A 26375-nucleotide genomic window follows, 5' to 3' on the forward strand; every position below is an offset into this window, starting at 1 on the left:
TGCGAATAATTGTTTGAGTATTTAACGCACATGCAAATATCTGCATTTTTATAAGTGTCCGCCTTGTGCTGCAACCAATCGCTGGAACAACCCGTTTTCTTCTAATAATTCTGTTGGCGTTCCCATTTCCACGACCTGTCCGTGATCCAAAACAACAACTTTATCCGCATTTGCAATCGTCCTCATGCGGTGAGCAATCACCAACACAGTTTTTCCTTGCAGCAGTTCTGACAACGCCTGCTGTACAAGGGTTTCATTTTCCGCATCCATAGAAGCGGTGGCCTCGTCCAATATTACAACAGGAGCATCCTTTAAGATTGCCCTGGCAATCGAAATACGCTGTCTCTCACCGCCGGAAAGAATGCACCCATTTTCTCCGATATCGCTTTGATAGCCTTCTGGTAGCCGTGATACGAACTCCTCGCATTGCGCGGCTCTTGCCGCCGCCAGCACTTCCTCATCGGTGGCATTCTGCCGCCCCAGCCGGATATTTTCCATGACGGATTGATCAAACAAAGTAACTTCCTGGAACACAATCGAATAATTTTTGAACAGCGTTTCAGGCTCTACTGTAGTAACGTCCACACCGCCTAATAAAACCCTGCCGGAATCAGCATCCCAAAATCTTGCCGCCAGCCGGGAAACGGTAGATTTTCCGCCGCCTGACGGGCCTACCAGCGCAGTAATCTCACCCTGCTTTGCCACAAAGGAAACACCATTCAGGACACGCTCGCCATGTCTGCCAGAAACAGCCGTATCCTCCAAATCTGCATGATAGGTAAACACAACATCCTGAAATTCAATATCATATCCCTGATTATTGCAGACAGGCTGCCCGCCCTGCTCCTTGATAGCCTCCATTTGTTTTGTCCGTTTAATACTGACAAGAGATAAGATCATTTCCGCCATCAGCATGAACGATGAACTAAATGGCTCATATACACGCCCGGCTATAACAAGATATAAAATAAACATGGTAACCGAAAGGCTTCCATCCACAACCATCAGACCACCTGCAAGCAATACCGCCACAATCCCAAACCGTAAGAAAAATTGTGCTAATGTCACGGCGATTCCGGGGGCCAGCTCATTTTGGAACGCACAAGACACAACATGCTCTAACTTTTTGTCCACATCCTCAAGATATGCTTTTTCAAGTCCGTCCGAGCGCAGTTCTTTCATCACATCTAAATACTCCTGCACACTGTCATATGCGGCTCGATGCGCATCCAGATTCCGTTCTTCTGCTTTTATTTGTTTTTTTCGTGCGGCAAGCACTACAAGTGCAGAAATTGGAACCGGAAGGATAATACACAATCCCATACGCCAGTCAATCACCAGCAATCCGCAGGAAATAATGATAAACATGATGACAGTTCCCAAAAAGCCGGGTACCGCATTTGAAAACATGCGTTCCAATTTTGAGCAATCCCCCATCATCGTTGTTGTCAAATCGGATAGATCTCTTTGACCAAAGAAAGACAACGGCAGACGACGCATTTTTTCAGCAAGGGACATCCGGCGCTCAGCGCTTTCCTCATATGCCACCTTATAGGTCAAGTTGTATTGAACCCACTGAGTGACAAAGATAAGCGCAGTCAAAAAAGCACATAATAAAAGGATAAACGGAATATTTAATTCTGCGCCGCCACGACCGACCGTTTTATCAATCAACGCCATTGTCACAGTCATCAGCAAGGAAACAGGCAGCATGACACAGAGATGCGCCACCGCTGTCGCAACGATACCTTTTTTTAAATCCCGTGTGCCTTTGTCACTGAGAGCAAGCGTTTCTTTTAGCATGATCGCACCTCCTTTGCAATTTTCCACGAAATAGACTGATTATAATTCTCCCACATATGGGCATATTCTCCGTGCAGTTCCAACAATGTTTCATGTGTTCCCCGCTCTACAATGTTTCCTTCTTTCATTACTAAAATCTGATCCGCATTTTGTACGGTACTCAAACGATGCGCAACCATAATAACTGTTTTCCCCTTTTGCAGTTCCGTGAGAGCTTTCTGGAGCTGTACCTCGTTTTCTGGATCAGCGAATGCTGTGGCTTCATCTAATACAAGGATAGGCGCATTTTTTAGTATTGCTCTGGCAATAGCAATCCGTTGTACCTCGCCACCGGACAAGTATACGCCCTTTTTCCCGACTACACTGTCAAGACCATCCGGCAGTTTTTTTAAAATATCATCACATTGAGCCAGATGTGCCGCACGAAGAATTGCATCCCTGTCTGCATCATGACAACCGCCGCGAATATTATCCTCAAGCGTTGCTTTCCGTAATTTGGGATTCTGGAATACGAAAGCGACCTGCTTCATCAGAGATTCCCTCTCAATCTGATTCAGCGACGTTCCTCCGATCATGATGCTTCCTTCCTGTGTATCGTAAAAACGGGGAATCAAGCTGGCAATGGTTGTCTTTCCGGAGCCTGAGTGCCCTACTAACGCAGTTGTAGTACCAGCCCGGGCAATAAAGCTAATATCAGTGATTGCAGGTGCTTCACCTGTGGGATAGGTAAATGTCACATGTTCAAAACAAATATCTCCGCTCTGCGGTTTTACAGGCTGCATTGGCTGTTTTTGCGGTTTCGCCAGAAGTATGGTATCTATTCTTCTCATAGATTCTACTGCCTGCATTTTATAGTTGCTCATATACATAATTTTGTTGAGCATAGAAGCGCAGGCCGGAGCGAACGCCAGATAAAACAGGAATTTTCCTGCAAAAGCAACGGTATCACCTGAAAACGTCATCCCTATTAGCGCTGCCGGGACAAGTACCAAAAAAGAGGAGTTTACAATCGTATTAAATCCGACATATCCCGGTTTGCACGCCATTGTAAAAGCAAGAGCGTCATCACGGTATGCAGTAATTGCGTCCCGGAATTTTCTTATGGAATAGGCGGATTGTCCAAAAACCTTGATAACCGATATTCCCCGTACAAATTCCACCGCCTCGTGGTTCATTTCTTCCTGTGCGTCCTGATACCGTTTCATAAAGCTCATGGTTTTTTCGCCCATCATGGTCATCTGGCAGGCAAAACCGGCAATCAGAAGCAGAATCAATGGCAAGCCAATTCGCCAGTCAATCGCAAGCATTAATATAAGCCCGACAACTGTTGTTACCTGTGCGCCCACAAGATCGGGCATCTGATGTGCCAGATAGCCTTCCACCTGAGCGCTGTTCTCATCAATAATCTTCCTTAATTTTCCGCCGGGATTTTCTTCAAAATAACCCAACGGCATTTCAGAAAGATGACGAAGCACTGCCATTTTCAGATTCTTTTCTGTATGGAATGCTCCAACATGGGAGCAGAGAAGCGCAATGAAGTTGACAGCTAACCCAGCCAGCTCGAACACAAGCGCCCATATCCCCCATTGCAGCATATGTACTGTGTCGTATCCGCTGCCCGACATACCAACGAGTAATTCTCTTGCAGCAAAATAAATACACAGGAAGGGTGCCAGTAATAACAAAGAACTAAATCCTGCCAATATCTGAGACACACTGAAAAGTCCTCTGTATTTTCCGGAGAATTCAAGCAGCCGCGGGATTCCTGTTTTTAACGGTTTTTCTGTTTGTGAATTTTCTCCAAACACCTTTTTCATATAAAGTATCCCCCTTTCATCCAATTTCGTAAATTTTTTTATTTCGCCTGAATGGATATGAAGAATATGCGTAGCGCAGCGCAGGATCAGTTCCGGATCATGCGTGATCATCATACTGCAAAAAGCCTTTTCGTTTGCTTCCCGGATCATTTTTGCGGTTCTCATCAGATTGCTACCATCCTGTCCGCTTGTGGGTTCGTCATACAGCATAATTTTTCGATTCATGCATAATGCAACACCAAGAGAAAGCCGCTGCTGTTGACCGCCTGACAGAGCACCCGGATGGCGTTTTCCCAATCCTGCCAGCCCTATTTTTTCCAAAACATCTGCTGCTTCAGTCTCTGTAATCGTTCCATTATTCAGCATCAGTTCGCCCAGTACGGAATCACTGAACAACTGATGACCGGGCTCCTGCATTACCAGATAAGTTTGCTCCGACAGCTTTTTATTTGGAATTCGTTCTCCATTGATCCGCACGGTTCCATGATGCTTTAGCAGTCCGCAAAGACAAAGCGCAAATGTTGATTTTCCTGCACCATTTTCTCCAATAACCGCTACGATTGCCCCTTTGGGAATCGCCAATCTGTTTATATCCAATACTTGCTTCATTTGACGTGAAAACTGAAGCCCCTCTATTTCAAGAAAAGCTGTTTCATCCAAGTCATTCTTCTGCTTGATCGTGTGTCTCCCCGTATTCCAGATCTGTTCAGGGCGTACTGCTCGTAAGCCTGCCTGCTCAAGCTTTCGGGATGATAGCGTCAGGATTTCATCCCCTGTAAATTCATGTTCTATCTGTCCGTCATTCAACAGAACATACCTGTCTGCAATATCTTCCAAATACCATAAACGGTGTTCGGAGATTAGAATCGTCTTTCCTTCGTCCTTCATGGTTCTGATCAGGTCTTGCAGCTTTCGGATGCTTTCCATGTCCAGATTTGAGGATGGTTCATCCATAACGATGACCGCAGGCATAGAGGCATACACGGAACCACATGCAATTTGCTGCTTTTCCCCACCGGATAGTTGAAAAATATCTCGATCCATCAAAGCCTGTATATCCAACTTCCAGGCAGTTTCCTTTAAGCGTTCTACCATTTTGTCATGCGGGACATTCAAATTTTCCATATTGAACGCCATTTCTCCGGTCGTATCCAGATGGAAAAACTGCGTCCTTGGATTCTGAAACACGCTGCCTGCAACGGCGGCAATCTGAGGAAGAGACGCCTCCTTTATATTGACGTTTCCAACAGTAATGTCTCCCTCCAGACATCCTTGATAAAAATGAGGAACAAGACCATTGACCATGCGTAGCATTGTCGTTTTCCCGCATCCGCTTTTGCCGCATAATACGATACATTCGCCACGTTCTGCATGAAAATGAATATGCCGGAGAACCGGTGGTTCTGATCCGTCTGAAATACTGCCTTGATATGTAAAGCTGACATCATCAAAGGTAATCATAGTTCCCTCCTTCAAACAATCAGGTTCCATGCCAATATTCCGGCAGATACGACAACGATGCACCAGTCCAGAAATGACAATTTTACCTCTATGTAGCTGCTGCGGCGTGTGTCACGGTCAAATCCTCTTGCCATCACAGCGGCTGACATTTCGTCCACCACAACGGAGCTTTGCATCAAAAAAGGAACCATCATATACTCCAGCATATGGATAGGCCGAGTAAAAACGTTGTGCCAGTTCCATGCCAGCCCCCTCAAGCGGAGCGCTTGATTTACCATTTGCCATTCTTCCTGAATCGTGGGAACAAAACGAAACATTACTGCCAGTGGTATCACAATCTCGGACGGCATATGCATTTTGGTCAGTGCGGATATATATGCTCCAATTTTTGTCGTCCTTGTAACAAGATAAAAGGACGCAAACAGGGGAAGAATAAAACGCAAAACATGGCAGATGGATGTCGTAATGTTCCTTGATACACCGGTTAAATGCGGTACAACATACAAATCCGAAAGTAGCATGGCAAGAAAGAGAACACTGATATAAAATGCCCGTTTCCATTTGCGGCAAAGAAGCAAGGTAACCACGCATAATGCAAGCAACGATATTTCCTGTATGTACGACAAGCCCGAAAAAACCGAGAAGCAAACTGCGACAAAGACTGCAAGCTTGCTCCTCGGATCTAACATGCCAGTCGGATTACTCCGCGCCATCACGCAGTAATTCCCGCTTTCTCAAAATGCTTTTTCAGAATGCGCTTTCCAAGGAGACCACCCAGAAGACCGCCGATCAGCGCAAATGCGATCAGAACCACAACAATCCAATTAGGCGTCAGGGTGTTCAATGTTGCAGCATAATCTGCACCATAATAGGTTGCACAATTTTCAAGAAACGCTTCCTTTGCGAGGATAATCGCAAAAAACGGGCCCATTGAAGTCATGTTGAATACAACATAGCTTGCAGCCAGCATACCGGCAGATTTTCTCTCTTTCCTGGAAGCAATCACTTCCGCAAGGATTCCCCAGATAACGGAAAACAGCAGCGGATAAAATGTTGACATAGAAGTAATCAGTCCCACCAACACAGCCAATATCAAGATTGTGCCTTTCTTTTGAACCTTTGTCGCATACAGCATATATACTGTACCCAGAACGATGCCGGCAATCAGTGGAGTTGCTAAAAAGAGAACCGGAACAATGGGCAGAACCAATGATGACAGGACGGTCAGGATTACCAGATAAATCGCGCCGAAAGCTCCTGCGGCAATTAAATCTTTTGTCGTAAGTTTTGTTTTCATATAGATACCTACCTTTTCATTATTATTGGTTAGTTGTTGCTAACTCCTGCATTATAGCAATTATCCCGATTTACTTCTACTCTAAAAAGCCGAAAAATTGCAAAAATGCTCCAAAAAGCCAAAAAGTGACGCTATCAAAAGACAGCATCACCGAATCTTTCGTTCCTATTGATTTTGCTTTGGCTACACCGTATTACTTGATTTTTGCGTCTTACGATAGGCTTTGGGTTTACATCCGATCACGGCGTAAAATGCTTCTGAAAACTTGCTTGGATTCTCATACCCCATCATTAGTGCAATCTCACTGATTTTCTGATCAGTCTGACGCAGCAGCTGCGCAGCCTGATGCATTTTGTAATTCCGCAAATACGCATAAGGAGATTCTCCATACACTTGCCGAAAGCCATCTTTCAGCTGCGTCAGGCTTAAACCATGCTCCAAAGCCAACTCCTTCAAATTTGTTCTCTGCGTCATGTCCTGCAGTAAATGCTCTTTTACATGTTTAATACGCTCCACAGTTGCCCCTGAAAGATACTCCCGATTTTCTTCAAAAACAATTTGCTTTGACTGAAAATGATAAAGCAGCTCCAACACCTTTAATCTCAAAAATGGCAACGATGGATGCGGAAGTGTCAAATGTGCATATAACTCCTGATATACATGCTCTATTTCCGCATTCCGGCGATATACATGGCATTCTGTATTGAGAGAATATTTTTCAACTATTTTCTCTGCGCTGATTTGAAAAGCCTGTAATTCGTGTCCCCTTTTCATGATTTCCGGAAAAAGCAGAATGGTAGAGCCGTAAAAATATTTTAAAGGAAAAGAAGAAGCAACCGGAGGATGCAGTTGACTGTTAATCGCAATATCTCCTTCTCCTAAATAGATATAGCTCTTATTATCGAAAGCGCACTCATATCTACCTTTTTCGCAATGATTAATTCCAATCACATTTTCTTTTCCGCTTCCACGAAAACAGCTTTCGATAGCAAAATCAACCACCATTAACTGTACGCCCGAAAAAATATCATATACCCACATATCAGCAGGGGCATCGCCCGCCTGATAATCTACATAAGTAATAAAAGGTTCCTTGCCCGGAATTTTCTTATCTTGCTTTAAATATTGAAGTTCTGTCGTAGCTGATACACCTCCAGATGACGCTTTTATATGGTTAGCGGCAACTAATCATAGTTTACAATACGGGGACATAAAAGTCAATTTGAACACAGAAAAGTTCCTTATGAAGAAAGCAAAAGAAAATTTATCTACACTGGAATCGACAGTGATTTATTTTTCTTTGTGGAGAAGATGGCTGTATGTTTATTTTCTTAATTCATCACTTGACATTGTGGCAAAGAGCTTATGAGTCAGGACGAATTGGCGGTTATGGACGGCGGAAAATGTATTTTGCAATTAAGGGGCGTGCGTCCTTTTCTCTCGGAAAAGTATGATATAACGGCGCACCCGAACTATAAATATCTTTCCGACGCAAACATAAAAAACACCTTTGATATGGAAAGGTATATGAAAAAGCGAAAACCCATTGTAAAGAAAAATGAGGTATTCGACAGTTACAAAATCAGTCTGCCGTCCGAACCGGACAAAACGGAATCGGCGGCAGACGAAACAAAAAAATCACAAAATGAACAGGAGGAAATCTAATATGCAATTTTTTTCACAGGCAGTAACAGTATTACAGACACTTGTAATTGCGCTTGGAGCCGGTCTTTGTATATGGGGCGGCATTAACTTAATGGAAGGCTACGGGGCGGATAATCCCGGAGCGAATGCTCATGTACGGTAAGGAAGCAAGCAACCGAAAACAAGAGATAGACCGCCAGCACTACACTATTCCGAACCAAAGACCAAAAGATAAGCATTGTGGGAAAATCTAAACTTTTGGATTTTCCTACAATGCCAACTACGGCGGAATCCCTCCCACTCCTTATATCTTTCTGTATACATTGAATTTGTATTTAGTAAAATGCAGACAACACCACGGATCGGCTTTTGGTTGGACAATTCCAACCAAACACCACAGCAGACAGCAGAAAACATTCTGAACGCTAGGAAGCCGGTATGATTGTTACATATAAGGGGAAGAAAAATTTCTTTTAGGTACTTGCTTTCCTAAAACTGATGTGATACAATGATTTAATCCAGAAAAGGAGTAAAAAATATGCGGCAAGGTATTCTTAAATAAAACTATAATCAAATAGTGGGAACAAAGGATTATGATAGCTCCTTTTGTAGGGGCTTAGTTTTTTGTACCCAATTTAAGAATACTTTTGCCTTATCAATTTTGACATATCCCCAAAAACAGCAATCACAAACAGGTGTATGCTGTATATGTGTATGTCCGCAACTTATAATCCCCAGTGGTAAAAGTATTTTACTGCTGGGGATTTTTATGCCCTTTGGGGCTGTAAAGGGAGGACAATCACATGAAAATAATCAATATTGGAATTCTTGCCCATGTAGACGCTGGAAAGACGACCTTGACGGAGAGCCTGCTATATGCCAGCGGAGCCATTTCAGAACCGGGGAGCGTCGAAAAAGGGACAACGAGGACGGACACCATGTTTTTGGAGCGGCAGCGTGGGATTACCATTCAAGCGGCAGTCACTTCCTTCCAGTGGCACAGATGTAAAGTTAACATTGTGGATACGCCCGGCCACATGGATTTTTTGGCGGAGGTGTACCGCTCTTTGGCTGTTTTAGATGGGGCCATCTTGGTGATCTCCGCTAAAGATGGCGTGCAGGCCCAGACCCGTATTCTGTTCCATGCCCTGCGGAAAATGAACATTCCCACCGTTATCTTTATCAACAAGATCGACCAGGCTGGCGTTGATTTGCAGAGCGTGGTTCAGTCTGTTCGGGATAAGCTCTCCGCCGATATTATCATCAAGCAGACGGTGTCGCTGTCCCCGGAAATAGTCCTGGAGGAAAATACCGACATAGAAGCATGGGATGCGGTCATCGAAAATAACGATGAATTATTGGAAAAGTATATCGCAGGAGAACCAATCAGCCGGGAAAAACTTGCGCGGGAGGAACAGCAGCGGGTTCAAGACGCCTCCCTGTTCCCAGTCTATCATGGCAGCGCCAAAAATGGCCTTGGCATTCAACCGTTGATGGATGCGGTGACAGGGCTGTTCCAACCGATTGGGGAACAGGGGGGCGCCGCCCTATGCGGCAGCGTTTTCAAGGTTGAGTACACCGATTGCGGCCAGCGGCGTGTCTATCTACGGTTATACAGCGGAACGCTGCGCCTGCGGGATACGGTGGCCCTGGCCGGGAGAGAAAAGCTGAAAATCACAGAGATGCGTATTCCATCCAAAGGGGAAATTGTTCGGACAGACACCGCTTATCAGGGTGAAATTGTTATCCTTCCCAGCGACAGCGTGAGGTTAAACGATGTATTAGGGGACCAAACCCGGCTCCCTCGTAAAAGGTGGCGCGAGGACCCCCTCCCCATGCTGCGGACGACGATTGCGCCGAAAACGGCAGCGCAAAGAGAACGGCTGCTGGACGCTCTTACGCAACTTGCGGATACTGACCCGCTTTTGCGTTGCGAAGTGGATTCCATCACCCATGAGATCATTCTTTCTTTTTTGGGCCGGGTGCAGTTGGAGGTTGTTTCCGCTTTGCTGTCGGAAAAATACAAGCTTGAAACAGTGGTAAAGGAACCCTCCGTCATTTATATGGAGCGGCCGCTCAAAGCAGCCAGCCACACCATCCATATCGAGGTGCCGCCCAACCCGTTTTGGGCATCCATAGGACTGTCTGTTACACCACTCTCGCTTGGCTCCGGTGTACAATACGAGAGCCGGGTTTCGCTGGGATACTTGAACCAGAGTTTTCAAAACGCTGTCAGGGATGGTATCCGTTACGGGCTGGAGCAGGGCTTGTTCGGCTGGAACGTAACGGACTGTAAGATTTGCTTTGAATACGGGCTTTATTACAGTCCGGTCAGCACGCCGGCGGACTTCCGCTCATTGGCCCCGATTGTATTGGAACAGGCATTGAAGGAATCGGGGACGCAGCTGCTGGAACCTTATCTCTCCTTCATCCTCTATGCGCCCCAGGAATACCTTTCCAGGGCTTATCATGATGCACCGAAATACTGTGCCACCATCGAAACGGCCCAGGTAAAAAAGGATGAAGTTGTCTTTACTGGCGAGATTCCCGCCCGCTGTATACAGGCATACCGTACTGATCTGGCCTTTTACACCAACGGGCGGAGCGTATGCCTTACAGAGCTGAAAGGATATCAGGCCGCTGTCGGTCAGCCGGTCATCCAGCCCCGCCGTCCAAACAGCCGCCTGGACAAGGTGCGCCATATGTTTCAGAAGGTAATGTAAAGATACATAATCGTCAAGACGGCAACAATCAGAAGTTATGGAGGGTAACAATGGAATATAGTAAGGAAGATTTAATGGAAGCAAAAAAGCAAATTTGGGGAGTGGGAGAGAACATGGGAACAGAGGAAAGTAAAAAAATCTGGGAGGAGAACGCACAATTTTGGGATAATGCAATGGGTGACGAATCTAATGAATTTCACAGAGAGGTAGTGCGTCCCAAAGTAACGGAACTTCTATCTCCTAATCCTGCGGATTACATTTTGGATATTGCGTGTGGCAATGGAAATTATTCTTCGTATCTTGCACAAAGAGGCGCTTCGGTTGTCGCTTTTGATTACAGCAAAAAAATGATAGAATTGGCTAAAAGACGGCAATCACAATATGCAAAACAAATTGAATTTTGTGTGGCGGATGCGACCGATAGAAAAAGTATATTAGAATTAAAAAGAAATCGAGCCTTTACGAAAGCAGTTTCTAATATGGCAATTATGGATATTACGGATATTGAACCACTTCTTATGGCTGTTTATGAACTGTTGCAGGAAAGCGGAATTTTTGTCTTTGCAACGCAACACCCTTGTTTTGTCACGTTGACTGAAAAATATATGACACCGCACAGTTACTATGATATAGCGATTGAAGGGCAACCGAAAGAGCAGATTTATTATCATCGTTCCATACAAGATATTTTTAACCTTTGTTTTAGAGCTGGATTTGTCATTGATGGATTTTATGAAGAATGTTTTAAAACCAACAAAGAAATTCCTATGGTAATGATAGTAAGGCTTAAGAAGGTAAAACGTGATAGCTTAAAATAAATTCAAGTTTGTCGGGTAAATAGCAAACCCAGCCGAGCCAGTCAACGGTCAAGATGAACGGCGCATATGCGCAGCCGTTGACAGCCCCGCCCGCCTTTGCTGGTAGGCAATCAAGGGGCGACAGCAAGAAGTGCCACCGCCCCGCACTATTATTCAGAAAGGGGAATTTCCATGACCGACCAGATAGCCTATCAAGAATATATCCAGCGCAGGTACAACGCCTTTTGCAAGACTGTTATCCGCTGTGCCGCCTTGGACAAGATTTTGAAGCTTAAACGGCAATGGGAACGGCAAGTTTCCCTTGACTATCTGATGAACGAGAAGTTTGTCCAGTTTGCCGCGTCGGAGCCGGACGAGGAATACCCATTTACCGTCTGCGGTCAGACCGTCCTGCTCTGCAACGCCGCCCTTGCCGACGCGATCTCTGTTTTGCCGGAGCAGACGCGGGAAGAAATCCTGCGCTATTACTTTCTGCGCCAGCCGCAGCGCGTGATCGGCGCGTGTATTGGCCGGTCACGCAGCACAGCGGGGCGGCATATCCAGCTTGCCTTGCAGCGGCTACGCGAAGAAATGGGGGTGAGCCGGTATGAGTAGACTTCTCCCCTATGAAACAATCCTCAAAGCCCGTGAGGGCGACCCAGAAGCCGTGAACGCTGTCCTGCTCCACTACGCCGGATATATCCGCTATTTCTCAAAAGTGAACGGGCAGGTCAACGCCGAGGTGGAGGACTATGTAAAGCAGCGGTTAATTGACTGTCAATTCAAGTTCCGGCTTGACGAACCACCGGACAAGTCATAAAAACTGAATACCAGCCGCCACCGACGCGGCCAGCGAAAGCAGTAAGTCTTGAAAAAGATTTACTGCTTTTTTTGTTGTCCGGCTCCGCTCCCGGCCATTTTGCCCCCTGCCGGTTGTAGTAGTAAGCGAGGAGGGAATTTTTCTGCCCTGGTGTTTGGCATTTGGAGCATTTACCCGTAGTAGAGGGCAAAGAGAAAGGATTTCTCCAACACCGGGTAGAAACCACTGCGTCCGGTGTCATTTTAGCGAAAGCGGGCAGGAATGCCCTTTACAGGATTAGTAGTAGCAGAAAAAGAGAAACAAACTTTTGTGGTTGCAGTTTTCCAAAAAAGTGGCGGACGGAAGTGAGAGAAAGTTTGCAGTCACGGAGAGCAAGTTTCTACCACGGTGCCAAAATCCGCAATTCTGCAGTTTTGCCCCTCGCGGGAAACTTGTTGGGGAGTGCCTTCCCCAAACCCTGCTCATGCGCCCTTACGGGCGAGAAAGGAGGTCACACCATGCGAAAGAAATACAACACGCCCCACCGCAGCCGCGTTGTGAAAACCCGGCTGTCCGAAGATGAGTATGCCGACTTCACAGCGCGGCTTGCGCCCTATGGTATCAGCCAGTCCGAATTTCTCCGGCAGGCGATACGGCGGGCGACCATACGCCCGGTTGTCCATGTGTCGTCGGTCAATGACGAGTTGCTTTCCGCTGTCGGGAAGCTGACAGCCGAGTACGGCAGGATCGGCGGCAACCTCAATCAGATTGCCCGGTATCTGAACGAATACGGCGTACCCTACAACACCCTTTCCGGCGAGGTACGCGCCGCCATATCCGACCTTGCCGTCCTCAAGTATGAAGTCCTCAAGAAAGTAGGTGACGCGGTTGGCAACACTCAAGCATATCAACTCTAAAAACGCCGACTACGGAGCCGCCGAGCAATATCTTCTCTTTGAGCATGACGAGTTTACCATGAAGCCCGTCCTTGATGAAACCGGCAGGCTTATCCCCCGCGAGGACTACCGGCTGTCCACGCTGAACTGCGACGGGGAGGATTTTGCCGTTGCGTGTATGCGGGCCAATCTCCGCTATCAGAAAAACCAGCGGCGGGAAGATGTGAAAAGCCACCACTACATCATCAGCTTTGACCCGCGGGACGGGCCGGACAACGGCCTGACCGTAGACCGGGCGCAGGCGTTGGGGGAACAATTCTGTAAAGAGCATTTTCCCGGCCACCAGGCCCTTGTCTGCACCCACCCGGACGGGCATAACCACAGCGGCAACATTCATGTGCATATCGTCATAAACAGCCTGCGGATTGAGGAAGTGCCGTTCCTGCCCTACATGGACAGGCCGGCCGATACGAAAGTCGGCTGCAAGCACCGATGTACCGACGCTGCCCTGCGCTACTTCAAATCCGAAGTCATGGAGATGTGCCACCGGGAGGGGCTTTATCAAATCGACCTCTTGAACGGCAGCAAGAACCGCGTCACCGACCGGGAGTATTGGGCGCAGAAAAAGGGACAGGCCGCGCTGGACAAGCAGAACGCCCCCATGATTGCCGATAGTATCACGCCCCGGCAGACCAAGTTTGAAACGAACAAGGAGAAGCTGCGGCAGACCCTACGGAAAGCCCTTGCCACCGCCGCCAGCTTTGACGAGTTTTCCTCTCTGTTGCTGCAGGAGGGTGTGACCGTCAAGGAGAGCCGGGGGCGGCTTTCCTACCTCACGCCGGACAGGACAAAGCCAATTACCGCCCGGAAGCTGGGCGACGATTTTGACCGCGCCGCTGTCTTTGCCGTTTTAGAGCAAAACGCCGCCAGAGCAGCCGAAGCGCCAGCCAGATCCCCCGATCCCCCACGCACCATAAAAGACCGCTTGCAGGTTGCCAGAGCCGAGATAGCCGCCCCGAAACAGGACGGAGTGCAGCGGCTTGTGGACATTGAGCAGAAAATGGCCGAGGGCAAAGGCCGGGGCTATGAACGCTGGGCGAAGATACACAATCTGAAGCAGGCCGCCAAAACGCTGTCCGTCTACCAGCAATACGGCTTTACTTCCCCGGAGCAGTTAGAAGCCGCCGTTGACACCGCCTATCAGAAAATGCGCCAGACCAGCGGCGAACTGAAAGCACTGGAAACGAAGCTGCAAGGGAAAAAGAAGTTGCAGCGGCAGGTGTTGGCCTACGCCCAGACCAAGGCCGCCCGCGACGGGCTGCGGGCACAGAAATCCGAGAAAGCCCGCGCCGCATACCGGCAGGCCCATGAGAGCGATTTTATCATAGCCGACGCAGCAGCCCGGTATTTCAAGGCGCATGGCATTACCAAGCTGCCCGCCCGGAAAGCGTTGCAGGCCGAGATCGAGCAGCTTATCTCCGAGAAAGACGGCCTGTATAACACCTATCACGAACAGAAACAGCGGTTCAAGGAGTTGCAGACCGTCAAGCGGAACATCGACCAGATTTTGCGCCGGGACGAGCCGCACCGCAGAAAGGAGCAGAGCCATGAGCGATAACCTGCCCCACATGGACTACCGCCAGCACCGGCGGGCGCGGCGGCTGGTACATGAGTGCTGTAACTACGATGAGGGGAACTGCCTGCTATTGGACGACGGGGAGCCTTGCGTGTGCGTCCAGAGCATTTCCTTTTCCCTCATGTGCCACTGGTTCCGTGTGGCTGTCCTGCCCCTTGACGGGGAGCTGGCCGCAGCCCTCTTGTGCCGGGGAAGCCGGAAACGGTGTGCCGTCTGCGGGGCGGCCTTTGTCCCCAAATCCAACCGGGGAAAATACTGCCCCGACTGCGCCGGGCGCATGAAGAAAATCAAAGCCGCCGAGAGAAAGCGGAAACAAAGGCAGAGATGTCACGCTTTAGAGCCTTTCAAACCCGCATAAATCAAGGCTTTTTTCGTGGGTGTCAAAGGGTACGCGATACATTTATCCTTTTCCCCCGGAAACGGCGTTTTAATGCGTGACAATACGCCAAAATCAACCCGAACACAGGGAGGTGATCCTATCGCTGATTATATCAGGGCAGACACGCGGCTGCCCGCCTATCTGCCGTATCCCCGTTTCCTGCTGAAAATGGAGATTTCACAGACCGCCAAGCTGCTGTATTCGCTGCTGTTAGACCGTTCCACCCTCTCCCAGAAAAACAAGTGGCTGGACGACGAGGGCAGGATTTATATTATCTATCCCATCGCGGAGATAGCAGAAATACTGGATAAAGGCAGCACCACCATCAAGGGGGCGCTTAATGAACTGGACACGGCGGGGCTGTTGGAACGGGAACGGGGCGGCTTCTCCGCACCGAACCGGCTTTATGTCAAAGTACCGCCAGTGCCACAGGTACAGTTTTCAGACCAACTGATGGCCGGAAGTCCGCCCCTCATAGAGCCGGAAAACCGTCCTACTGATGGTCAGAAAACCGACCTTATGATGGTCGGAAAACCGTCCCCTAACCAAACTACTATAAACAACCTTACAGAGAGCCAAACAAAGGGAGTGAGTGGGGGGCCGTCCGCGCCCTATGGCCGATATGGAAATATTTTTCTGTCACAGACCGAATACGACGAGTTGCAGGCAGAGTACCCTGACAGGCTGGAACGGTTCATCGAGGAAATGAGCCGCTACCTTGCCGCCAACGGGAAAAGCTACCAGAACTATGCCGCCGCCCTGCGGATATGGGCGGGGAACGACAAAAAGGAAGCCCCTAAAAAGGGCATACCAGACTACTCATGCAAGGAGGGCGAGAGTTTATGAAGAATGAAATCAACGCGGTTTTGGAGAATATGACGACCACCATCCCGGAGCCGGAGGACTACACCGGCGAGGACGGTTTACTGTACTGCGGCAAGTGCCGCAAGCCGAAAGAAGCCTATTTTGCGCCGGATAAGGCCGCTATCTTCGGGCGCGACCGCCACCCGGCAGAGTGCGACTGCCAGAGAACCGCCCGCGAGGAACGGGAAGCCGCCGAAAAGCGGCGCAGACACCTTGACACCGTGGAAGAACTGAAACGCCGGGGCTTTACCGACCCCACCATGCGGGACTGGACTTTCGAGAACGACAACGGCAGGAACCCGCAGACCGGGCTTGCCCGCCGGTATGTGGAGCATTGGGAAGATATGCGGACAGACAATATCGGCTGCCTGTTCTGGGGCGGCGTAGGCACCGGCAAAAGCTACCTTGCAGGCTGTATCGCAAACGCCCTCATGGAGAAAGAAATCCCCGTCCGCATGACGAACTTTGCTCTTATCCTCAATGACCTTGCCGCCAGCTTTGAGGGGCGCAACGAGTACATTTCCCGCCTTTGTCGTTATCCGCTGCTGATCCTTGACGACTTCGGCATGGAACGCGGGACGGAATACGGGCTGGAACAGGTGTTCAATGTGATTGACAGCCGTTACCGCAGCGGCAAGCCGCTGATCGTCACGACCAACCTTACGCTGGACGACCTGCACAACCCGGAGGACACCGCCCATTCCCGGATTTATGACCGCCTGCTTTCCATGTGCGTCCCGGTACGCTTTACCGGCGACAACTTCCGGCAGGAAACCGCCAAGCGGAAAATGGAGAGCATGAAGAAACTGATTACCGACTGAAAGGAGTATTGCCTATGGCAGATAACAAGCAGCACGACACCCGCACCACCCGCCGCCCTGACTGTGTGACGGAAATCCGCATGGGCAATTCCGTCCTTGTCGTGTCCGGCTATTTCAAGAAAGACACCACAACCACAGCCGCCGACAAAATGGCGCGGGTACTGGAAGCGGAAGCCGCTGCTACACAGGAGCCGACTTATCCGGCGTGAACCGGGGCATGGAAAAGCGGCCATGCCAGGGAGCATGACCGCTGGAACGAAAATCGGAAGTGCTTTAGCAATTCTTAATCTCATTCTCTATAAAATAATTTGCAATTTCAAAGGCTTTTATTCTTCTCTTTGCCAATGTGATTTGTGATTTATAACGCTCGGAATTATCCTTTGATTCAAATGTTTTTACTGTTTCTCTTAGCTTGTGCAGAGTTGAATCAATTTGCCTTTTGGCCGCGGTTAATTCATCTATTGTATACTTCATGTTTTCTCCTTTAACTTCTGATTTTTTTGTTAAATCAGAGTATACCACGGAGTTATGAACTTTTCTACTGCAAATATGGGACGACAACCCATACCATAAAAATCGGAAAATTGAAAAGCTGTAAAGAAGCAAATTTAACGCTTTTGCCGCTGTACAGCCCCCGCCGTTCCGTGGTACAATGAAACCACGGAATAGTGGGGCTGGCTGTCGGAAACGGAGGATTTTATGTTAAGACAAGCCACCCAAAACCTCATTACCGCCCTTTATCCGAGATTGTCCCACGAGGATGAATTGCAAGGCGAGAGTAATTCCATATCGAACCAAAAAAGGATACTCGAAACCTACGCAAAACAGAACGGCTTTACCAATCTGCGCTGGTACACCGACGACGGTTTTTCCGGCGCGAACTTCCAGCGGCCCGGATTTCAAGCCATGCTTGCGGACATTGAAGCCGGGAAAGTGGGTACGGTCATCGTCAAGGACATGAGCCGGTTAGGGCGAAACTACTTGCAGGTAGGGTTTTACACGGAAATGCTGTTCCCTCAAAAGGGTGTGCGTTTTATCGCTGTCAACGATAATGTGGACAGTGCCAGCGAGGGCATGGACAACGATTTTACCCCGCTGCGAAATCTGTTCAATGAATGGCTGGTGAGAGATACGAGCAAGAAAATCAAGGCAGTGAAAAAGTCAAAAGGCATGAGCGGCAAGCCTGTTACCAGCAAGCCGGTTTACGGCTATGTGATGGACGAGGACGAGAATTTTATTATAGACGAGGAAGCCGCCCCGGTGGTGCAGCAGATTTACCAGCTTTGCCTTGCCGGGAACGGCCCGACCAAGATTGCCCGTATGCTGACGGAGCAGCAAATCCCCACGCCGGGGACGCTGGAATATCAGCGGACAGGCAGCACCCGCCGTTATCACCCAGGCTATGAGTGCAAATGGGCGACCAACACCGTCGTTCATATCCTCGAAAACCGAGAGTACACCGGATGTCTGGTGAACTTCAAAACGGAAAAGCCTTCTTATAAGGTCAAGCACAGCATAGAGAACCCCGTCGAGAAGCAGGCCATTTTCGAGAACCACCATGAGCCGATCATCGACAAGGAAACATGGGAACGGGTGCAGGAGTTACGCAAACAGCGCAAACGCCCGAACCGCTACGATGAAGTGGGGCTGTTCTCCGGGATTTTGTTCTGCGCCGACTGCGGCCATGTGCTGTATCAGCAGCGGTATCAGAACAAAGACCGCAAACAGGACTGCTACATCTGCGGCAGCTACAAGAAGCGCACCCGCAACTGTACGGCGCACTTTATCCGCACCGATCTGTTGACCGCTGGTGTCCTGGCAAATCTCCGGCAAGTGACCGAATACGCAGCCAAGCATGAGAGCCGGTTTGTGAAACTACTTGTCCAGCAGAACGAGATCGGCGGCAAGCGAAAGACCGCCGCAGCCATCAAGCAGCTTGAACAGGCGCAGGAACGCATTTCTGAAATCAGCCGCATTATCAAGCGGCTGTATGAGGACAATGTAAACGGCAAAATCAGCGATGAGCGTTTCATGGAACTGTCGGCTGACTACGAAGCCGAGCAAGCGGAGCTGAAAAAGAGAGCCGCCGCCCTGCAAGCCGAACTGGACAAGTCACAGGCAGCTACCGTCAACGCCGAGAAATTTATGGGCATTGTCCGCAAGCACCTTGCCTTTGAAGAACTGACCCCCACTCTCTTGCGGGAAATGATCGAGAAAATTGTGGTGCATGAGTGCAGCTATGATGAGAACGGCACCCGCAGGCAGGACATTGAGATTTATTACAGCTTTGTCGGCAAGATTGACTTGCCCGAATAACCGCCCGACCTATCCGACACAATGGCCAAGTGTCGGATAGGAACGGCAAAATTTTTTGCACTTCTATTGCTTCTTTATCACACATAAGCAAAAAGTCAGGGTATCAAGCAGTTCATGGCTAATTAAAGGGAACAAAAAGAAAGGAAAAGCACAATCCAGACGGTATCAGCGGCAGTCTACAAGACGGTATCAGCGGCAGTCTACAAGAATAAATTGTGATTACACAAGATTGGTGCTATAATAAGAGAAAAGTTCCTGCCGGGGCAGCCGCCCTGGTGGTATGGATAGGAAGGCAGGAAAGCAATATGCACATCAGCTATAAACCACTCTGGCATACACTGTTAGAGCGTGATATGAGAAAAGAAGATTTAAGGCTTGCCGCCGGTATGACAACGAATATGATTGCCAACATGAGCAAAGAGGGAAAGCACATCAGCATGGACACATTAGCCCGTATCTGCGAAACGCTGAATTGTGAGATTACCGATGTGATTGAGTTAGTACCAGACGAGCCTGCTTCCACAGGAGGTAAGGAACATGAGCGAATTGAAACCAAGAATAACGGAAAACGGAATTGATTATATCCTTGTCGGAGATTACTACATCCCGGACTTGAAACTGCCGAAGGAACACCGCCCTATTGGAAAGTACGGACGGATGCACAGGGAATATTTAAGGGAAGTCCACCCAGTCAGATTGAATACATTGATACTGACCGGAGAATTGTGGACATATCTTGCAGACCTGAACGAACAGGCACAGGAACGGTTAGATACCATCATGGAGCAGATGAAAGCTGCCGAGGGCGTGACCGAGGAATTAAAGCGTACCTGTCAAATGGAATGGGTGCAGCATTGCAATAACATTCACAACCGGGCAGAAGAAATTGTTTTGCATGAGATGATTTATTCATAACGATATGGTAGAATAATTATGATAAATCGAAATTTGGGGAGGAAAATTATCATGAATGATTTGAAGGTATCAGATATCATGTGTAAATGGTATATATGGGCTGTAGTTGGATATGTTATTGGAAAAATTTTAAGTGACACATTAGGGGGACTTATTGGTTTGGTAATTGGGGGTCTTATAGGCTGTTACATACAAAAAAATCATAGTAAAAAAGATGATTGATATGAAAAATTGACTTTTCCAACTTTATTATGATATACTATACTAAATTTTCAAAAAAAATATATATGTTAACTATATAGTAAATTTATCAGATATATTATATTTGGATAGTATTGATATAATCGTATATCTATATTCTTAAAAAATTGGAGGGGTTTATATGAGGAAATTTTTTGACAATTATGGATACAAATTGCTGGTTATCATAACTGTAGCGTTGGTATTTGTAGGTTTTCGTGACTTTTTTAGTCAGTTTGCGGAGAAGGATAAATCCGTAGCGCTGTTTCCAGCGTTTTTGACTGCTTCGAGTCTGGTACTATTGTATGCTGTGCCGACTGCATTCTTTGTACGCCATTTGGTTAACAGATTAAATGTTTCACGTAAGGTTGTTTTGCTAAGCTTTATACTAGGATTTACAATACCGCTGTATCTAGGTGGTGAGGGGAACGCTCTAATTTCACAGGTTTTATTTTCGACAAGTGTTCCAAGAGCTGTGATTGATAGTTGGGGAGCTGCTTTAACAGCACCATTTACAGAAGAGATTGCAAAAGGTTTAGTTGTACTTTTAGTATATTTACTATGCAGAGGAATTTCATTAAAGGAAGCATTTGTGTCAGGCATGATTTCTGGATTCGGTTTTCAGGTTTTGGAGGATTGGGCGTATATTTCTCAAGCTACTTTTGGAGAAACAAACAGTGGATTTTCAATAGCTTTCGAGAGAGTGTCAAATGCTCTTGGCAGTCATATGGCTTTTGGAATAGTATTCGGTGTTGGACTTATAGCCGTTATTAAAAATGTGCCTGCAGTACCAAGGCTTAAAGCACTTTGCTTAATTTTGGCACCGGTTATCCTGCATTTTATATGGAATTCTCCACTTGAAGGAGATTGGGTGAATCCTTTGTTTGGAAGTATTAACTTAAATCTTGCTTATTATGTATTCACCATTGTGAATCGCTTGGATGACAATGACAATATACTAGCGACGAGAGAATTTGATAAAGCTGCAAAATTAAATTGACATTGTGTTCAAAAAATATAAAAATTGTTTAATAATAAGCTAATTAAAAGATATAATTAATAAAAATATGTTTAATAAAAAAGCTAAAATAGGAGGGGGTTTCCCTCCTATTTTTTAGATAACTTCCAGCTTGTCTTTCAGAAATTCTAACTGAATAATCACAGCACGAACCGCTGCTACATGGAAGCTAACAAACCATGCAACAGCGGTTTTTCTTTACCGTTTTTTCCTCTGGCTGATAGGCGTTCCCATTTTCTTTGACTTTTTGAGAATACGAATGAGCCAGCGAAATTCTTCGTCTGACAGATTTTCATAGTTGATACCGAGCTGCTTGCAGTAAAGTACAACGAGCTTTTCATCCCGGCTGCCCTTGAAATTTTCGACCGCTTCCAGATTTTCTTTCAGTTCATCAGCAACGGTAGTTTGGGGCGCACTCTCACTGTCCTTTTTGTGGGCTTCCCGAATATCCCGGATAATCAGGTTGAGGTCATCCAGAACCATGTGACTGAAATACTCATCATCACTGATATGGGTAGCTTGCAGCACCTTCAAATGCGGGTCGTCTTCGCCAGGGCGATACCGTTCAATGATTTCATGCCGGACAGTATCGACAATGGCGTTGAGGTTTTGAATCTGCATGGTGGCAATCCCATCCACATAAATCTCAATGTCCGCAAGAAACTTGATAAAGTCCTTATGGGTGGCAAGTTCGCAGAGCAGACGGTTGTTAATCCGACCGCTTTTCAGAAGTGCTACCATCTCATCACTCAAATGCAGCTCCCTTAATGGCGTGTTGATCTCCGCCCGGTTCTCTGTCCGGCAAAAGAGATAATCGAGGGACACCCCATAAAAATCTGCCAGCAGGATAAGGTTGCCATGATTGATTTCCTTATAGTCATCTTTTTCATAACTGCCAAGAGCCGATTTTGAAATACCCGTTTGCTCAGCCAGTTCTTCCAGTTTTAATCCTTTGTTTAATCGTAAATCTTTTAGCCGTTCCTGTATTGTAGTAGCTCCGTTCATTGAAGCAGTTCCCCCTTTCTAACGACATTTATAACCGTTGAATTGATTATACCATATCAATTCCGCAATCGTGGAAATTTCTGATTTTTACCCCGAATTCCTACTTTGTGGACATACGGCACAGGGCACAAAAATGTTCTATGATACAGGTAGTTCATCGATGGATTATTCCAATCGAATGACCAGCCTATGTGGGATATGCTTCCCCGGCGATGTAGTGCCATGACTTTTGGCAGGGATGTGGAGGAACCCTGACCGAAACGAGCGTACCAAAGGGAGCGATACGCCGCTGTGAAATTCAGGGGAGGAACGACACCGGGGAGAACTGGCGAACTGACACCGAAATGATACCGAAACACGACAATCTGATAGGGGGATAGTCTACCCTATCGCTGATACTTCGGGAGATTTTAAGCGGCTCTATGACCGTAATTTTGCCGAAAATCACCCCGAAACCATACACTAAAACGGAAGGAAGCGCAATATGCCGAGAATGAGCAAAAAGAGGAAGCATGAGCTTTCCTTTTACCTCAATGACCGGGGGCGTGTCACTTACAACGAATTATGCCGGAAATGCCAGCATGGGTGCAAGCAGAGCTTCCGGGCGGTTGTGGTTGACTGCCCCCGTTATTTATCCAAACGAACCAAGAAAAAGGAGGGACTCACCGAATGAATTTTGAATTTATGACCATAGACACACCATTGCCGCCCTGTATGCCCTTTCCCAGAGCGTTGACAGGATTTCCAGTCAGCAGCACCGCAAAGGTCATGTACTGCCGGATGTTAGACGCTACGCTCACCAAAGGGCAGGAGGACGAGAACGGAATCCTGTTTGTCTGCTTCCCTGTCACAGCCATTGCCGCAGTCCTGTCCCGCAGCCCCATGACGGTCAAGCGTTCTCTGAATGAACTGGAAACCGCCGGACTTATCATGCGGGTGCGTCAGGGCATTGGAGAACCAAACAGGATTTATGTGCTGATACCGGGAAAGGAGGACGCTGCCCTTGCCTGATACCTCAAAGCTGGAAAAACTCAATCGGGAGTTGGAAAAAAACGAAAAGAAACTGCGGAAAGCCATCAATGATGAAAAGGCATTGCAGCACCAGTTGAAACAGCTTACCCGAAAGGAACGGACGCACCGGCTCTGTACCCGTGGCGGTATGCTGGAAAGTTTTCTGCAAGAGCCGGAACGCCTGACAGATGATGATGTCATGCTGTTGTTGAAACTCATTTTTCACAGACAGGACACGCAGGAATTATTGAAAAAACTGCTGGAACGGAAGAAGCCAGAAACCCCTTAGTTTACTAAGGGCGCAATTATACACCACCCAGAGGTTGGTGCATTGCGTTCTCCGAAGGCTCCTCGCCGGAGGGCTGTGATTTTCCGCATTCATGGTCTGCTCCAAATCATACAGGGGACGCTACGCTTCCCCTGCGCTGGCTGCCGCCAGCTACCCTTTTGTGTACTTGCCATCTGGGGACACCTTGCGTTGCAAGCTGTTCCCAGCCGACAAGTTTCATAAAATATGCTATCTTTTCGATAGTCGATGAAGTATAATGAAGATGACAACAAATTAGAATTTGAGGTGATGAAACTATGACTGAAATACAAATTGCATGGTTAGAATTGATGACAGTTGGAGGTCTTGGTGTAATATTGGTTCTACTAGGAGTTACTTTCAATATCATTGTAAAAAGACAGAATAAATTGTGTACAAAAAAGACAGATGGTATTATTAAACAATATGGGTTTCCTGGAAATGGAAGAGTGTACCCAATCGTTGAGTACTTTGTGAATGGAATTTGTTATAAAGCAAAGAAAAAATTTCGAGGAGTTAAAACAACGCAACTATCAGGAGTACCTGTACCGGTGAAATCAGAAGTCTATGAAGATGAAAAAGGGTGGCTACATGTAAAAACTGGAGCTATTGCGAATTTGCGTCAACTCGCGGAGCAGTTGTGGCCTATAAACAGTAAGATGGCAGTTTATTATAATCCAAACAATCCTAAAAAGTGTTATGTTGATAGACCAATTTCAAAAAGTTTTACTTCCATGATGTTTATTATAATGGGGACAGTAACAATACTCTTGAGTGTACTGGTATTCTTTTTGATGCAGTTATAAATTGCAAAAGATAATTGCTAATCAGACAACTTCCAGTTTATCAGCTTCACATCGGGTCAACTTGCCCCGAACTTTTACAACTAAATACCCGCCGCCCACACAGCGGCACACCGAGCAGGAAATCTGAAAAAGGTCTCCTGCTTTTTTTCTGCCCAAAATGAGGTGGTAAAACGCCACCCCATCCGCCAATCACAGAAAGGAGTGACACGAAATGCCCTGTCCGCATAACGAAATTTCTATTGTGCAGCGCAGCCAACAGCAGTCTGCGATTGCCGCCGCTGCTTACCAGAGCGGCGAAAAGCTGTTCTGTGAATACGACCAGCAAGTGAAGCACTACCCGGAAAAGCGTGGTATCGTCCACAATGAAATCCTGCTCCCGGCAAATGCCCCACAGAAATATGCAGACCGCAATACCCTATGGAACGCCGCCGAAGCGGTGGAGAAACAATGGAACTCCCAGCTTGCAAGGCGGTGGGTGCTTACCATCCCCAGAGAGATACCGCCTGACCAGTACGCTGTCCTTGTACGGGAGTTTTGTGAGCAGCAGTTTGTTTCCAAAGGCATGATTGCTGATTTTGCAATCCATGACCCCCATCCGCCGGGACACAATCCCCACGCCCATGTCCTGCTCACTATGAGGGCAATGGACGAACATGGAAAATGGCTTCCCAAGAGCCGCAAAGTTTATGACCTTGACGAGAACGGGGAACGGATAAAGCTGCCATCCGGCAGGTGGAAAAGCCACAAGGAGGATACGGTTGACTGGAACGACCAGAAGTATTGTCAAATCTGGCGGCATGAATGGGAGGTCATCCAGAACCGCTATCTGGAAGCCAATGACCGCCCGGAGCGTGTGGACTTGCGTTCCTATGCCAGACAGGGGCTTGATATAGTCCCTACTGTCCATGAGGGAGCTGCTGTCCGGCAGATGGAAAAGCGGGGTATCCAGACGAATATCGGAAACCTGAACCGGGAAATCAGAGCTGCCAACAATCTGATGAAGTCCATCCGGCAGCTTATCCAAAACCTCAAAGGCTGGATTACCGAGCTGGGCGAAAAACGGAAAGAGCTGCTTGCACAAAAGGCGGCGGAGGAAGCAACACTTCTTCCCAATCTGCTGATGAAGTATATGGCGATACGAAAGGAAGAACGGAAGGACTGGACAAGGGCTGGACAGAACCGGGGGACTTCACAGGACTTAAAGGCAGTCAGCGAAGCCCTGTCCTATCTCCGGCAAAAGGGGCTTTCCACTGTGGAGGACTTAGAAGCATTTCTGGAATCCTCCGGGAAATCAGCCGCAGATTACCGCAATCAGATGAAGCCAAAGGAAGCCCGAAGCAAAGTGATTGACGGGATTCTTGCCAGCCGGACAGACTGCAAAGAATGTAAGGCTGTCTATGAGAAGTACCAGAAGATATTTTTTAAGAAAACAAAGGAAAAATTCAAACAGGAACACCCGGAGGTTGCCCGGTATGAGAAAGCCGCCGCCTACCTTGCCAAGCACCCGGACGATAAGGACAGCACTCAAAAGGAACTGCAACAGGAGCAGGAAACACTTCTGGAAGAAATTGCAGCTCTGAAAACACCGCTGACCGAGGTACAGGAGGATTTGAAGAAGCTGCGGGACATCCGCTACTGGGTACGGAAAGCCACACCCGGCACAGAGGAAAGCAAAGAGCTGCCCAAGAAGCAGCCTATCAAGGAAGTCTTGCAGGATAAGGCAGACGAGAAAAAAGCACAAAGAACCGCCCCGGAACAGACGAAACACAGACAACAGGATATGGAACTTTAACAGGCACTTGCCATTTTCAAGCAGAGAA

At 47.6% G+C, this 26375-nt stretch carries 27 protein-coding genes and 2 pseudogenes; 22 read left to right on the forward strand and 7 right to left on the reverse strand.

What is annotated here, in order from left to right; genetic code table 11:
• Positions 1-48: 48 nt before the first annotated feature.
• The 5 genes from FYJ53_RS14655 to FYJ53_RS14675 form a co-directional block, all read right to left on the reverse strand.
• On the reverse strand, positions 49-1803 hold the full coding sequence (locus FYJ53_RS14655) for an ABC transporter ATP-binding protein (RefSeq protein WP_008978102.1): 1755 nt from the start codon (positions 1801-1803) through the stop codon (positions 49-51).
• Positions 1797-5081 carry an energy-coupling factor transporter ATPase gene (locus tag FYJ53_RS14660; protein WP_008978101.1) on the reverse strand — a complete coding sequence of 1095 codons (3285 nt, stop codon included), beginning with the start codon at positions 5079-5081 and terminating at the stop codon, positions 1797-1799. Before FYJ53_RS14660 ends, FYJ53_RS14655 begins: the two co-directional genes overlap by 7 nt.
• An 11-nt stretch (positions 5082-5092) precedes the next feature.
• Complete coding sequence (locus FYJ53_RS14665) at positions 5093-5794, reverse strand: energy-coupling factor transporter transmembrane component T (protein ID WP_020990933.1); 702 nt, start codon at positions 5792-5794, stop codon at positions 5093-5095.
• Entirely contained in the window at positions 5794-6378 is a 585-nt protein-coding gene (locus FYJ53_RS14670) for an MptD family putative ECF transporter S component (RefSeq protein WP_154557406.1), read from the reverse strand. The genes FYJ53_RS14665 and FYJ53_RS14670 overlap by 1 nt, the downstream gene beginning before the upstream one ends.
• A 183-nt stretch (positions 6379-6561) precedes the next feature.
• Positions 6562-7383, reverse strand: coding sequence for an AraC family transcriptional regulator (locus tag FYJ53_RS14675; protein ID WP_243143991.1), 822 nt, complete (start codon positions 7381-7383; stop codon positions 6562-6564).
• Positions 7384-7731: 348 nt separating this feature from the next.
• On the opposite strand from FYJ53_RS14675, the pseudogene FYJ53_RS21895 reads away from it, so the two are divergent.
• The 12 genes and pseudogenes from FYJ53_RS21895 to FYJ53_RS14745 form a co-directional block, all read left to right on the forward strand.
• Positions 7732-8043, forward strand: a pseudogene (locus FYJ53_RS21895) (hypothetical protein); the annotation flags it as partial.
• 1 nt (position 8044) lies between these two features.
• Positions 8045-8173, forward strand: a pseudogene (locus tag FYJ53_RS14685) (Maff2 family mobile element protein); the annotation flags it as partial.
• Between the two features lie 652 nt (positions 8174-8825).
• Positions 8826-10745, forward strand: a complete 1920-nt coding sequence (gene tet(W) / locus FYJ53_RS14695) for a tetracycline resistance ribosomal protection protein Tet(W) (protein ID WP_002586627.1) — start codon at positions 8826-8828, stop codon at positions 10743-10745.
• A gap of 50 nt (positions 10746-10795) precedes the next feature.
• Positions 10796-11563 (forward strand): class I SAM-dependent methyltransferase, encoded by a 768-nt coding sequence (locus FYJ53_RS14700; protein ID WP_002586626.1) that lies wholly within the window; start codon positions 10796-10798, stop codon positions 11561-11563.
• Between the two features lie 171 nt (positions 11564-11734).
• Positions 11735-12157, forward strand: coding sequence for a sigma-70 family RNA polymerase sigma factor (locus tag FYJ53_RS14705; RefSeq protein WP_002586616.1), 423 nt, complete (start codon positions 11735-11737; stop codon positions 12155-12157).
• Positions 12150-12362 carry a helix-turn-helix domain-containing protein gene (locus tag FYJ53_RS14710; protein WP_002586615.1) on the forward strand — a complete coding sequence of 71 codons (213 nt, stop codon included), beginning with the start codon at positions 12150-12152 and terminating at the stop codon, positions 12360-12362. The genes FYJ53_RS14705 and FYJ53_RS14710 overlap by 8 nt, the downstream gene beginning before the upstream one ends.
• Before the next feature lie 497 nt (positions 12363-12859).
• Positions 12860-13258 carry a plasmid mobilization relaxosome protein MobC gene (locus tag FYJ53_RS14720; RefSeq protein WP_002596229.1) on the forward strand — a complete coding sequence of 133 codons (399 nt, stop codon included), beginning with the start codon at positions 12860-12862 and terminating at the stop codon, positions 13256-13258.
• Entirely contained in the window at positions 13230-14855 is a 1626-nt protein-coding gene (locus FYJ53_RS14725) for a relaxase/mobilization nuclease domain-containing protein (RefSeq protein ID WP_002596230.1), read from the forward strand. Before FYJ53_RS14720 ends, FYJ53_RS14725 begins: the two co-directional genes overlap by 29 nt.
• Entirely contained in the window at positions 14845-15231 is a 387-nt protein-coding gene (locus tag FYJ53_RS14730; protein ID WP_002596231.1) for a cysteine-rich VLP domain-containing protein, read from the forward strand. The genes FYJ53_RS14725 and FYJ53_RS14730 overlap by 11 nt, the downstream gene beginning before the upstream one ends.
• A 72-nt stretch (positions 15232-15303) precedes the next feature.
• Entirely contained in the window at positions 15304-16098 is a 795-nt protein-coding gene (locus FYJ53_RS14735; protein ID WP_006356266.1) for a replication initiator protein A, read from the forward strand.
• Positions 16095-16937 carry an ATP-binding protein gene (locus FYJ53_RS14740; protein ID WP_002596233.1) on the forward strand — a complete coding sequence of 281 codons (843 nt, stop codon included), beginning with the start codon at positions 16095-16097 and terminating at the stop codon, positions 16935-16937. Before FYJ53_RS14735 ends, FYJ53_RS14740 begins: the two co-directional genes overlap by 4 nt.
• A gap of 14 nt (positions 16938-16951) precedes the next feature.
• Entirely contained in the window at positions 16952-17146 is a 195-nt protein-coding gene (locus FYJ53_RS14745) for a transposon-encoded TnpW family protein (protein ID WP_002596234.1), read from the forward strand.
• Between the two features lie 64 nt (positions 17147-17210).
• Here FYJ53_RS14745 and FYJ53_RS14750 read toward each other — a convergent pair whose 3' ends face one another.
• Positions 17211-17411 (reverse strand): hypothetical protein, encoded by a 201-nt coding sequence (locus tag FYJ53_RS14750; protein WP_002596235.1) that lies wholly within the window; start codon positions 17409-17411, stop codon positions 17211-17213.
• Between the two features lie 225 nt (positions 17412-17636).
• Here FYJ53_RS14750 and FYJ53_RS14755 point away from each other — a divergent pair, with 225 nt between their 5' ends.
• The 5 genes from FYJ53_RS14755 (at position 17637) to FYJ53_RS14775 (ending at position 21408) form a co-directional block, all read left to right on the forward strand.
• Positions 17637-19253 carry a recombinase family protein gene (locus FYJ53_RS14755; RefSeq protein ID WP_002596236.1) on the forward strand — a complete coding sequence of 539 codons (1617 nt, stop codon included), beginning with the start codon at positions 17637-17639 and terminating at the stop codon, positions 19251-19253.
• Between the two features lie 215 nt (positions 19254-19468).
• Positions 19469-19831, forward strand: coding sequence for a helix-turn-helix domain-containing protein (locus FYJ53_RS14760; protein WP_320885729.1), 363 nt, complete (start codon positions 19469-19471; stop codon positions 19829-19831).
• Complete coding sequence (locus FYJ53_RS14765; RefSeq protein WP_154557409.1) at positions 19791-20168, forward strand: TnpV protein; 378 nt, start codon at positions 19791-19793, stop codon at positions 20166-20168. Before FYJ53_RS14760 ends, FYJ53_RS14765 begins: the two co-directional genes overlap by 41 nt.
• Positions 20169-20219: 51 nt before the next feature.
• Complete coding sequence (locus FYJ53_RS14770) at positions 20220-20390, forward strand: hypothetical protein (protein WP_154557410.1); 171 nt, start codon at positions 20220-20222, stop codon at positions 20388-20390.
• A 160-nt stretch (positions 20391-20550) separates the two neighbouring features.
• A complete protein-coding gene (locus tag FYJ53_RS14775) occupies positions 20551-21408 on the forward strand; it encodes a PrsW family glutamic-type intramembrane protease (RefSeq protein WP_154557411.1) in 858 nt (285 codons plus the stop codon).
• 216 nt (positions 21409-21624) lie between these two features.
• Here the strand turns inward: FYJ53_RS14775 and FYJ53_RS14780 are convergent, their stop codons facing one another.
• The gene (locus FYJ53_RS14780; protein WP_154557412.1) at positions 21625-22431 is read right to left on the reverse strand and encodes a helix-turn-helix domain-containing protein; all 807 of its coding nucleotides are present in this window, start codon (positions 22429-22431) and stop codon (positions 21625-21627) included.
• A 484-nt stretch (positions 22432-22915) separates the two neighbouring features.
• Here FYJ53_RS14780 and FYJ53_RS14785 point away from each other — a divergent pair, with 484 nt between their 5' ends.
• The 5 genes from FYJ53_RS14785 to mobQ all read left to right on the forward strand — a co-directional run bounded on the left by FYJ53_RS14785 (position 22916) and on the right by mobQ (position 26347).
• Complete coding sequence (locus tag FYJ53_RS14785) at positions 22916-23104, forward strand: hypothetical protein (protein WP_154557413.1); 189 nt, start codon at positions 22916-22918, stop codon at positions 23102-23104.
• Positions 23101-23442, forward strand: coding sequence for a DeoR family transcriptional regulator (locus tag FYJ53_RS14790; RefSeq protein ID WP_154557414.1), 342 nt, complete (start codon positions 23101-23103; stop codon positions 23440-23442). The genes FYJ53_RS14785 and FYJ53_RS14790 overlap by 4 nt, the downstream gene beginning before the upstream one ends.
• Positions 23435-23731 (forward strand): DUF3847 domain-containing protein, encoded by a 297-nt coding sequence (locus tag FYJ53_RS14795; RefSeq protein WP_118773048.1) that lies wholly within the window; start codon positions 23435-23437, stop codon positions 23729-23731. Before FYJ53_RS14790 ends, FYJ53_RS14795 begins: the two co-directional genes overlap by 8 nt.
• A gap of 296 nt (positions 23732-24027) precedes the next feature.
• A complete protein-coding gene (locus FYJ53_RS14800) occupies positions 24028-24555 on the forward strand; it encodes a hypothetical protein (protein ID WP_154557415.1) in 528 nt (175 codons plus the stop codon).
• Positions 24556-24766: 211 nt separating this feature from the next.
• The gene (mobQ, locus tag FYJ53_RS14805; RefSeq protein WP_154557416.1) at positions 24767-26347 is read left to right on the forward strand and encodes a MobQ family relaxase; all 1581 of its coding nucleotides are present in this window, start codon (positions 24767-24769) and stop codon (positions 26345-26347) included.
• Positions 26348-26375 lie beyond the last annotated feature (28 nt).

Source organism: Eubacterium sp. BL-380-WT-2B (assembly GCF_009696115.1).
Taxonomy (GTDB): Bacteria; Bacillota; Clostridia; order Eubacteriales; family Eubacteriaceae; genus Eubacterium; species Eubacterium callanderi.